The sequence below is a fragment of the Bradyrhizobium cenepequi genome (assembly GCF_020329485.1).
Lineage (GTDB): Bacteria > Pseudomonadota > Alphaproteobacteria > Rhizobiales > Xanthobacteraceae > Bradyrhizobium > Bradyrhizobium cenepequi.
In genome coordinates this window covers 1-7,770 of the sequence record NZ_JAGKJI010000103.1, presented here as the reverse complement: position 1 = coordinate 7,770, position 7,770 = coordinate 1, and the positions used below count along the sequence as shown (strand labels likewise).

Below are 7,770 nucleotides of genomic sequence, written 5' to 3'. Positions count from 1 at the left end.
GGGATTGGCCTTCGACGCGCTGATCGCCGACAAGGCGTTCGACAGCAACGCCATCATCGCCGAACTCGATGCGCGCGGCGCCAAGGTCGTCATCTCCCAGCATCCGCGCCGCGCCAAGCCTCTCACCATCGACGAGGAGATGTACAAATGGCGGCATCTCATCGAGAACTTCTTCGGCAAGCTCAAGGAGTTCAAACGCATCGCCATGCGCGCCGAAAAGACCGATCAAAGCTTCGCCTCCATGATCCATCTGGTCGCGGCCGTGATAAACTCCCGATGAATCCCAACAGACCCTAGAGCGTTTTCTAGCGAAGTGGATACCGGTTCGCGTGAAGAAAACGCGTCAAAACAACAGTCTGGAGCTTCGGTTCTGATTCAATCAGAACCGAAAATGCTCTAGCCTCAGTCGCTGGCATCGACCTTCCGCCAGGGCAGGGGGATTAGCATCGATACCTGCTGCCGGTAACGACGGTACTGATCGCCAAACAATGCGACGAGGTCGCGCTCCTCCAGCCAGATGCCGATGAGGATATAGCCGGTGGTGGCAACCGCGAATAGAAGGTGCCCAGCGGTCATCGATGGCGTCGCCCAGAAAGCGATCAGGAAGCCGAGATAGATCGGATGCCGCACCGCCTTGTAGAACAGCGGCGTCTTGAATTCCGGCGCCGGCAACCCGTATCCGAGCAGGCGTGCAAGCACCTGACGCAGGCCGAACAGCTCGAAATGGTTGATCATGAAGGTGCTCGCCAGCACCACCAGCCACCCAATCCAGGAAATCGCCTCCAGCACGGCTGCTAGCGTCGGATCGGTCACGGACCAGATCGTCTCCGTCATCGGTCGCCATTGCCAGTAGAGCAAGATCAGCGCAAGGCTCGCGAGCAGCACGAAGGTGGTGCGCTCGACGGATGGCGGCACGAGACGGGTCCACCAGCGCTTGAAGGCGGGGCGTGCCATCACGCTGTGTTGGACCGCGAACAGGCTGAGCAACAGGATGTTGATGACGAGCGACGAGACAAATGGCTCCGGCCGGCCGCTGTCGATGGTCTTCGGTACCGGCAGATTGCCCACGAAGGCGATTGCATAAAGGAAAGTGCAGAGAAATATGACGTAGGTTACCGCACCGTACAGCATCGCCATAACGCCGCCGGCGACACTGTTGGCGGGGGGAGAGTGGATGGCATGGTATGTCATGGTCTCAATTCTCCTCGGAAAGACTGTCACACCATTCAGTCGGTCGATCGACCGAATTGGTTCAAGATCGCCGCGGATTCTTTGTCGCAGCCGGCGCGGAGCAGCCCGGCGCGGGCGTTCAGACCTGCCTGTCCCCTAGAGCGTTTTCGAGCGAAGTGGATACCCGGTTCGCGTAGCAATCAAGCTTGCGCAGATTGCGTAAACTCATCTGCGCAGAAAACGCGTCAAAACAAGGATCTAGAGCTTCGGTTCTGATTCAATCAGAACCGAAGCTCTAGCAGCCAGGCCCCTCTCCAGCAGCGAGACGAACGTCTCGATGATCTGCGCGGGCGTTGCCGGTCCTGACGGGCGGTACCAGACAAGCATCCAGTTCAACACGCCGAAGATGAAGAGGGCGGTCAGTTTCGCATCGCGCTCGACGATGCTGCCGTCTTTGATCCCACGGGCGATGAAGCCCTCCACGGCATCGGTGACGCCGTCGCGGCGCTTCTGAATTTCTGCCCGGTGCTTGTCGGCGAGTGAATAGACGTCGAGCAGCACGGCACAGCTTCCGAGATCGCTGAAGAAGCCGTGCATGTAGCGGCCGACATAGGCGAGCAACTTGTCTAGTCCCGAGCCGCGCGTGCGTTGTCCTTCCTCGACGCCGGCCTCGCCGTGCTGCACCGCCAGCAGATGGCATTCGTAGAGGATGTCCTGCTTGCTCTTGAAATACTGGTACAGGGCCGGCTTCGAGATGCCGAGAGCGGACGCGACGTCGTCCATCGACGTGTTGGCGAAGCCGCGTCGATTGAACGCGGAGGCCGCCGTCTTCAGCACTGCAAGCCGCTTGCGCCGGCGCTGCTGATCGCGGTCGAACGCCTCACTGGGGGCCGGCTGGCCGGTCTCGCTCACTCCTATCTCCCTCGAATCCGCTTGCGGCGGCAGCGGAACTCTAATAGCATACTCAGAAATAAGAAAACTTACTAGCGAGTAGGGAGGGGTCTTTCCGTCCATGAGCCTTGCGCCTCTGATCTTTTCGGTGGCCCGCCGGTTCGGCGACCGTCCGGCTGCGACCGACCCAGTCGGCACGCTCACCTATGCCGAACTGATCGACCGCGTGGCGCGCCTTGCGCGTGCGATGCACCTTCGCGGCGTCCGTCCGGGCCATCGGGTTGTTCTGTTCATGGAGAACAGCACGGCTTTCCTTGAGGTGCTGCTGGCGACGTGGACCGCCGGACTTGTCGCGGTGCCCGTGAATCCCAAGTTGCACGAGCGGGAGGTTTCTTTCGTCGCCGAGAACAGTTCGGCAAAGTTCGTCTTCACCACTGCGGGCCTGATCCCCGACCTCGGCGCCTTCTGCGCCATGCACGAGGGAGTGTTCGGCGTCTATGCCGGATCCGACGGATATGAGGCCATGGTCCGCAGCGATCCGATGTCGCCGGTGCAACGCGGTCCGCACGATCCGGCCTGGATCTTCTACACCAGCGGAACGACCGGCCGCCCGAAGGGCGCGATCCTCTCCCACCGCAATCTCATCTTTATGAGCCAGGCCTACTATGCCGACGTCGGGGAGGTGGACGAGCGCGACACCAAGCTGCACGCGGCGCCGATGTCGCACGGGTCAGGGCTGTACGGCCTTCCGCACCTTCTGAAGGGTTGCCATCAGGTCATTCACAACGGTTTCGATACCGGTGCGATCTTCGACGCGCTCGCGCGGTATGAGCGCGTCACGCTGTTCGCGGCGCCGACCATGCTGGTGCGCCTCGTCGCCGATCCCGGCGTGCATTCCGCAGACATCAAGAACCTGAAGACCATCTATTACGGCGGAGGTCCGACCTATCTCGCCGATCTCAAGCGTGCGGTCGATGTCTTCGGTCCCCGGCTGTTCCAGCTCTACGGGCAGGGGGAAACGCCGATGACGGCCACCGGCTTGACCAAGGCGATGCACGGCAATCCGGAGTTCCTCTCAACCTGCGGGATCGCACGCACGGGCGTGGAGGTCCGGGTCGTCGACGAGAACGATCACGAGTTGCCGCCCGGCCAGATTGGCGAGGTGGTCACCCGCAGCGACTGCGTGATGCAGGGCTACCTCGGTAACGAGGAGGCCAGCGCGACGGCACTGCGCAATGGCTGGCTGCATACGGGCGATATCGGATCGATGGACGATCGCGGATTGCTGACGCTGCACGATCGCTCCAAGGACATGATCATCAGCGGTGGCTCCAACATCTACCCACGGGAGGTGGAGGAAGCGCTCATCAGCCACCCGGGCGTTGTCGAAGCTGCCGTCGTGGGACGCCTGCATCCGGAGTGGGGCGAGGAAGTCGTCGCCTTCGTCGCCTGCAAGCCGGGCCTTTCCGTTTCGGCGGCCGAGCTCGACAAGGTCTGCCTGGAGCAGATCGCCAGGTTCAAACGTCCCAAGCACTATCGCTTTGTCGAAGCCCTTCCCAAGAACAACTACGGCAAGGTTCTCAAGACCGAATTGCGCGCGCGGCTTCGCGGGGAAGAAAGCGAATGAGGAGCGTTTACATTGCCGGCGTCGGCTCTAGCGTGTTCGGCCTGAGGAGGAACTGATGAGTTGGAAATCGCTGGTTGCGGCCGTCTTGCTCGGCCTGATTGTTATCCAGGATGCACCTGCAAACGCCGGACCGGACGGCATCACGATCGGCGTGCTCAACGATCAAAGCGGTCCTTACGCCGATATCACTGGCAAAGGATCGGTCGTCGCCGCGCAGATGGCCGTCGAGGACTTCGGTGGCAGCGTCCTCGGCAAGCCGGTCAAGCTGATATCCGCAGATCACCAGCAAAAGGTCGATATCGCCACGTCGATCGCTCGCAAATGGCTCGACCTGGAAAAGGTGGATCTCATCGTCGACGTGCCCAATTCCGGCATATTGCTGGCCATCCAGGACATCGTCCGGAGCAAGTCAGGGATCCTGATCGCCGCCGGCGGTGGCACCTCGAAATTCACCGGTGAGGCCTGTTCGCCTTATGGCTTCATGTGGGTCTACGACAGCTACGCGTTGGCCAACACCATGGGCCGCGCGGTCACGGAGCGGGGCGGAAAGTCGTGGTTCTTCCTGCCGGTCGACTATGCCTGGGGCGAGGCCCTCTCCGCCGATCTGAGCGCGGCGATCAAGGCGAGCGGCGGAAAAATCGTCGGTTCGGTGAAGACGCCGCTCAACACGCCGGATTATTCGTCGTTCCTGCTGCAGGCCCAGGCATCGAAGGCCGATGTGGTCGCGCTGCTCAATGCCGGCGCCGATACGATCAATTCGGTGAAGCAGGCGCATGAATTCGGCATCACGCAGGGACAGCGGCTCGCCACCGGGCTGTTCTATCTCAATGACGCGTATGCCGTCGGCCTCAGGACCGCACAGGGACTCATCGTCGCCGACGGCTACTATTGGGACCGCACCCCCGAGACCCGAGCGTGGGCGGAGCGTTTCCAGAAACGCCATCAGGGGAGGATGCCGAGTTCGATCCAGATGGGCGTCTATTCGGCGGTCCTCCACTATCTCAAGAGCGCAGCGGCGGCGGCGACCGACGATCGTGATGCCATCGCAAAGAAGATGCGCGAGCTTCCTGTCCGCGATGCCATGGTGCCCGACGGACGCGTTCGTGAGGACGGAATCATGCTGCACGATATCCTGCTGCTTCAGGTGAAGACGCCCGCGGAATCGAAGAGCGAGTGGGATCTGTTCAAGATTCTCTCCGCGACGCCAGGCGAGAAAGCCTACCGGCCTCTTGGTCAGGGCAATTGCCCGTTGGTCGCCCAGCGCTAGCAAGGGCGTGGATGCAGTCATCACGCATCCACGCCGCCTTAACCTCGCATTAACCATACTTGCCCCACCGTATCTTGGGAGCTGCGCCGACTACCGGCGTTCGTGAAGCCCACGCGAGCGTTTCGCGAGGAGCGGGGCACATCGATGGCGATCGATACATTCAGCGCCGGGGCTGCGGCGGGTGTTGACCCGACGCGCGCGAAGATCGTGGGTTCGATCAAGCAGGCCGCCTCCACCACCGGCACGAGCTTTCAATACCTGCTCACGACCGCCAAGATGGAATCCAACTTCAATCCGAAGGCGGCGGCATCGACCTCCTCGGCGCGCGGGCTCTATCAATTCATCGACCAGACCTGGCTTGGTACCGTGAAGGAGGCGGGGAGCCAGCTCGGTTATGGCAAATATGCCGACGCCATCACCAGGAATTCCGACGGCAGCTATTCGGTCAGCGATCCGCAGGCGCGGGAGGCGATCATGCGGCTCCGCGACGACCCGGATGCGGCGTCCGCAATGGCGGGCGTGCTGACGCAGTCCAACAGCTTCAAGCTTACGGGCAGCATCGGTCGCCGTCCGACCGATGCCGAGCTCTACATGGCGCATTTCATGGGCGTCGGCGGCGCGGCAAGACTGATCTCGAGCACCGAGGACAATCCGAACGCCAACGCCGCGCAGATGTTTCCGAAAGCGGCCGCCGCCAACACTTCGATCTTCTACGACCGTTCGGGACACGCCCGCAGCGTGTCGGAAGTCTATTCAGTGCTGAGTGCGCGCTATGCCGGTGCCGCCAGCTCCAGCGACACCCGCACTGCTTTCACTGCCGCCGGCGGCGAGACCGCGAGCGCTGCGCCCACGACGGCGCTGCCGATCGACAATGCCGCCTATCTCTCGAGCTTCCCGGATTCGCGTGCAGTGTCGCCTGTGGCCGGCTCGCAGACGGCGTCCGCCCCGGGCGATCCGATGTTCCGCTCGCTGTTCCAGGCCGGCGATCGCGCCGAGCCGATCTCACCCACCGTACAGGAATTGTGGGGCCGTCCGTCGGCCGTCACGACCTCGCTCACCCAGACCCCCGAAGTCCGTCCCCCCGGCCGCCTCGACCTCTTCAGCGACCGCAACGGCACGTTCTCGGGCTGAGAGCCCATCCTTCGAGACGCCTGCTGCGCAGGCTCCTCAGGATGAGGTCGGTGCAGCACCGAGGCGTCCTTCCATTATTAACGAAACGTCAATAAACCCAAAGAGTTATGGTGAACTCTTTGTTAAGCGTCATGGTTTATCTTTTGTTACATTGGCACTGCATCACCGTGCCGTTTCGTTGCGTAAGCCGGAAGGACCATGATCGTTCGGCAGTTCATCAATTGGATCAGGACCGCTCCGGCAGGGGAGCGGGCCGAGGCGACGCGGGCATTGGCGCGGGCCTGGTTGATTTCAGATCTTTCCGAGGACGACCGCATCGCCGCCGAGGGCGCGCTATTGATGCTGCTCGACGATCCCTCGCCGCTGGTGCGGCAGGCGATGGCCGAGGTGTTCGCGCGCAGCGTCGAGGCGCCGGCGGCCATCGTGCAGGCGCTTGCGGTCGACCAGCCCGGAATCGCGCTGCCAGTGCTTGAACACTCACCGCTCCTGATCGATGCCGACCTCGTTGACATCGCCGCGACCGGCGACAACGAGACGCAATGCGCGATCGCGCGGCGGATCAATCTGCCCGCTTCCGTCGGTGCGGCGATCGCGGAAGTCGGCAGTGCCGCGGCGGCACTCGAATTGATCGAGAACCCCCATGCCGAACTCGCGCCGTTCTCCTGGGATCGCATCGTCGAGCGGCATGGCCATCTCGCCGCGATCCGGGAAGCGATGCTGGTGCTGGAAGGCCTGCCGGCCGCCACCCGCATGGCGCTGGTGGCCAAGCTCTCGGAGACGCTGGCGCAATTCGTGGTCGCCCGCAACTGGCTGTCCGCCGACCGGGCAGGACGCATCGCCAGCGAAGCGCGCGAGCGCTCGACCGTCCACATCGCGGCGCGCTCGCGCGGCGAGGAGATGCGTGGCCTCGTCGCACATCTGCGCACGACGGGGCAGCTCACTGCCGGATTGATCCTGCGCGCGCTGCTCTCGGGCAATCTCGAGCTGTTCCGCGCGGCGCTCGCCGAACTCTCAGGCCTGCCGCAGGCACGCATCGGCGCGCTGTTGCATGACCGCGGGGTCGCCAGCCTCGATGCGCTGCTGATCCGCGCAGGCCTGCCGGAATCCACCTTTGCTGCCTTCCGCGCCGCGCTTCAGGCAAGCCACGAGGGCGGCTATGTCGACAGCATCGACGGCGCGGTCAGGCTGCGCCGCCGCATGGTCGAGCGCGTGCTGACCCATTGCGAGACCGACCAGCAGGCCGCCGAGCCGCTGTTGATCCTGCTGCGCCGTTTCGCCACCGAATCCGCGCGTGAAGAAGCGCGGCTGTTCTGCGAAGAGCTTGTCGCCGAAGAAATGGTCGCCCCACTGCACGATCTGATCGCGGCGTAAGCTGCAAAGGAGCAGCGTAGATTCCATGGGGCGGTGAGCGTGGCCTTTCCGATAGGTTTGGGTTTCCACACTCGAACCCTCGGAGAGTCAGATGCAAGCATCGACCGTAGACACGCCCACCACCGGCCATAATGGCACAATTTTCGTTGCGATCGAACTCAGTCAGAAGACGTGGCTGGTGACGCTGCACAGCCCGGATCGGGATCGGATGTCGCGTCACAAGCTGGAGGGCGGCGATCATGCGGGGCTGCTGGGGTTAATTGAGAAGGTCCGCAGCCGGGCGGGGGAGAAGCTCGGATCGGTGCCGCGTGTG

7 protein-coding genes and 1 pseudogene are annotated in these 7,770 nt (G+C 62.9%); 6 read left to right on the top strand and 2 right to left on the bottom strand.

What is annotated here, in order from left to right; genetic code table 11:
• On the top strand, window positions 1–280 hold a 280-nt coding region (locus tag J6497_RS39850), incomplete at its 5' end, for a transposase (protein ID WP_225705104.1).
• 122 nt (window positions 281–402) lie between these two features.
• On the opposite strand, the gene mddA is transcribed toward J6497_RS39850, so the two are convergent.
• Both mddA and J6497_RS39840 read right to left on the bottom strand, forming a co-directional pair.
• Complete coding sequence (gene mddA, locus J6497_RS39845; protein ID WP_225709620.1) at window positions 403–1,191, bottom strand: methanethiol S-methyltransferase; 789 nt, start codon at window positions 1,189–1,191, stop codon at window positions 403–405.
• A 237-nt stretch (window positions 1,192–1,428) separates the two neighbouring features.
• Complete coding sequence (locus J6497_RS39840; protein ID WP_225709619.1) at window positions 1,429–2,082, bottom strand: TetR/AcrR family transcriptional regulator; 654 nt, start codon at window positions 2,080–2,082, stop codon at window positions 1,429–1,431.
• Between the two features lie 100 nt (window positions 2,083–2,182).
• Here J6497_RS39840 and J6497_RS39835 point away from each other — a divergent pair, with 100 nt between their 5' ends.
• The 5 genes and pseudogenes from J6497_RS39835 to J6497_RS39815 form a co-directional block, all read left to right on the top strand.
• Window positions 2,183–3,688 carry a class I adenylate-forming enzyme family protein gene (locus J6497_RS39835; RefSeq protein ID WP_225709618.1) on the top strand — a complete coding sequence of 502 codons (1,506 nt, stop codon included), beginning with the start codon at window positions 2,183–2,185 and terminating at the stop codon, window positions 3,686–3,688.
• A gap of 55 nt (window positions 3,689–3,743) precedes the next feature.
• Window positions 3,744–4,955 carry an ABC transporter substrate-binding protein gene (locus J6497_RS39830; RefSeq protein ID WP_225709617.1) on the top strand — a complete coding sequence of 404 codons (1,212 nt, stop codon included), beginning with the start codon at window positions 3,744–3,746 and terminating at the stop codon, window positions 4,953–4,955.
• A 144-nt stretch (window positions 4,956–5,099) separates the two neighbouring features.
• On the top strand, window positions 5,100–6,086 hold the full coding sequence (locus J6497_RS39825; RefSeq protein ID WP_225709616.1) for a transglycosylase SLT domain-containing protein: 987 nt from the start codon (window positions 5,100–5,102) through the stop codon (window positions 6,084–6,086).
• 198 nt (window positions 6,087–6,284) lie between these two features.
• A complete protein-coding gene (locus J6497_RS39820) occupies window positions 6,285–7,457 on the top strand; it encodes a DUF2336 domain-containing protein (protein ID WP_225709615.1) in 1,173 nt (390 codons plus the stop codon).
• Window positions 7,458–7,548: 91 nt separating this feature from the next.
• Window positions 7,549–7,770: pseudogene (locus tag J6497_RS39815) on the top strand (hypothetical protein); the annotation flags it as partial.